The following is a 3,155-nucleotide window of genomic DNA, read 5'->3' as shown; positions in this document are numbered from 1 at the left end:
CACCCAAACAACAATTATATAATATACCATATATTACCATTTATCAACGATTTCCTTAGAAAAATCTTAACTTTAACTATGAAGTATGGTATAATGTCTTCATTGTTGTATCAACAAAATGATAAAGGAAACAGAAAAGATGCGAAGTGACAAATACGAAAAGAAAAATCAAATAGCTAAATCAGGCGGCGGCAGTGCTACTGCGGGCCATGGCAAGAAGAAATTCAGATGGAACAAAAAGCAGTTTTTTAAATTTGTTCTGGCTGTGATTCTGGCTATTATTCTGGCTGTGCTTGCTTATGCAGTTGTTGTTATAGCTACTGCACCTAAAATAGATACAAGTAAGATATACTCTATTCTGACTGAAAGCACAGTAATTTACGACTCTAACGGGAAACAGGTAGACAGCGTTTACGAAGGAGAAAATCGTACCAACGTTAAATACAGTCAAATGCCTAAGAACCTTATAAACGCTTACGTTGCCCTGGAAGATAAGACCTTCTGGAAGCACCATGGCTTCAACTTTGTAAGGATCATGGGCGCAATTAAGGACTCTGTATTCGGAGGCGGTCAGGTCAGCGGTACCAGTACTATTACACAGCAGCTGGCACGTAACGTTTTCCTGAAATCAGATATGACCAAGCATACGCTTAAACGTAAGATACGAGAAGCCTGGTATACTGTTTTGCTGGAAAAAAACCTGTCAAAAGAGCAGATAATTGAAGCTTACCTTAACACCATTAACCTCGGTTATGGCAGTTACGGAGTAGAGGCTGCTTCACAGGCGTACTTTTCAAAGGATGTCGAGGATCTTACACTGTCACAGTGTGCAGCGTTAGCTTCACTGCCTCAGGCACCATCCTCATATGCTTTGGTTCAGATACTGGACAATGATTCTGTCAGCACGACGGACAAGAATATACTAAAGCGTACATCAATAGGCACATATGTTATCAACGACGCCGGCAAGGATCGTCGTGAAACATGTCTGGCTCTTATGAAAAAGCAGGGTTATATCACTCAGGCTGAGTACGATAAGGCTATCAAAGTCTCCCTGAAGAAAATGCTCAATCCGAGCTTTTCTACAGGCGGCAATTCATCCATGACCTATTTCACGGATTACGTGGTATCCCAGGTCATATCGGATCTGCAGAAGGAAAATGATTTGTCTTACTCCGATGCTTACGATAAGGTGTATTCCGGTGGTCTTAAAATCTACTCTACTGTAGATTCCAAGGCACAGAAAGTCATACAGAAGGAATTCAAGAATGATTCCAACTTCCCTACTCCTACCAACATAAGGTATGATAGTTCCGGCAATATACTTAACAGTCTGGGACAGATAGCTATGTATGATTATAAGGATTACTTCAGCGACGGCTCCTTCACCTTCAAATCCGGTGAGGCTACGCTGAACTCTGACGGATCCCTGGTAATAAAGAAAAACAAACGTCTGAACATATATAAGACTACAGTAAACGGGAAAACTGATTACAGTATCGAATTCCCTACTATGTACCTGTTCAAGAACAGTAAGTTGTACTCGATTTCAGGCGGATACATTAATGTACCTCAGAAGTATAAGACTGCAGACAGCGACGGAAATGTCATAGTCTCAGCCAAATATATGAAGAGTAAAGCAGGTAAAAATTTCTTCAATATCAGCGGAAGTACCATAAGCATACCAAGAACAAGTTATACGCTGAATCAGAAGACTATACAGCCACAGTCAGCTATGACAATCGTCGAGAATTCAACTGGAGAAATCAAGGCTATGATGGGCGGACGTAAGACTACAGGCCGTATGCTCTATAACAGAGCTACCAATCCAAGGCAGCCTGGTTCCTCGATCAAACCACTTGCAGTATACTCGGCAGCCCTTCAGCAGAGTGCTGAAGAAGCAAAGGCCGGTAAAAAGCATACATTTACAGATTTCGGTATCGATGCACAGGGAACTAAAGGCTGGGGCAAGTTTATAACCGCCGGTTCAATAGTCGTCGATGAAAAGACCACGGTAAACGGTAGAACCTGGCCGTATAACTCAGGCGGAGGATACAGCGGAAAGCAAACTCTGCGTTCTGCTCTGAGAAATTCCATCAATACCTGCGCCGTAAAAATCTGGTACCAGGTGGGAACTTCTTATTCTGCTACGATGGTAAAGAAATATGGTATCACCACTCTGGATACCAAGGGTTCTGTCAGCGACCTTAATGCGGCTGCTCTTGCCCTCGGCGGTATGACTAACGGTGTTACTACTACGGAAATGGCCAATGCTTACACGACGTTCCCTAACAACGGGACCAAGGCCAAGGATACCATCTGCTATACTAAGGTTGAAGATAATGAAGGCAAAACTTTGCTTAAGAAGAGTGACGCTAAGAAGACCAGAGTCCTTGACAGCGGAGTTGCATGGATAATGACTGACCTTCTCAAAGGAGTTGTTTCCGGTGGTACCGGTACAGGAGCTGCTTTGTCCAGCGTGACGGTCGGTGGTAAAACAGGTACTACAAGTGATGAATATGATATATGGTTCGACGGTTTCACGCCAAGTTATTCCGCTTCATTGTGGATAGGTAATGATGTGAACATCCAGCTTTCCAGTATGTCAGGTTATGCGGCTTCCCTCTGGGGAAAGATAATGGGTCAGATACCTAATGCCAGCAAAGGCTCGTATAAATCAATGCCTTCTGATGTTACAAGGGTAAATGGAGAGTATTACATAACCGGCACCTATAGTGCGGTGTCCTATGCTGACACAACTAAGAAGGCGACTATTTGTACCGATTCGGGTTACCTGGCAACGCCATCCTGCCCAAATACGGAGACAAAGACCTATGATACAAGCAAGGGTGAAAACCCGCCTACATATTATTGTTACAAGCATAATCCGGATCCTGACAAATATCCTGTAAGTCCAAGTAAGAAGGTCTCAGATAATAAAGACCAGAATACAAACAAGGATGAAGATACGAATAAGGACGATAATACTACTGATGACGATACCAGCGATGATACCGGGAATTAAATAAAGAACAGTAAAGGCCACTGCATCAACTACAATGAGAGGGGGGTGCGGACAAAAACCTGGACTCTATTAGGGTTCCGAAAGGAGCTATAAAATGTATTCAAAGGAGCAGCGTGAAACCGCTTTGAAC

The 3,155-nt window shown here is 43.0% G+C and carries 1 protein-coding gene; it reads left to right on the top strand.

Annotated elements, in window-relative coordinates; translation table 11 throughout:
- Window positions 1-139 precede the first annotated feature (139 nt).
- Window positions 140-3,025, top strand: a complete 2,886-nt coding sequence (locus EV211_RS10480; protein ID WP_166635453.1) for a transglycosylase domain-containing protein — start codon at window positions 140-142, stop codon at window positions 3,023-3,025.
- Window positions 3,026-3,155: the final 130 nt, after the last annotated feature.

This window comes from Aminicella lysinilytica (assembly GCF_004362975.1).
Lineage (GTDB): Bacteria > Bacillota > Clostridia > Peptostreptococcales > Anaerovoracaceae > Aminicella > Aminicella lysinilytica.
Note: the sequence above shows the minus strand (reverse complement) of the source record. Positions and strands in the feature narration are given on the sequence as shown.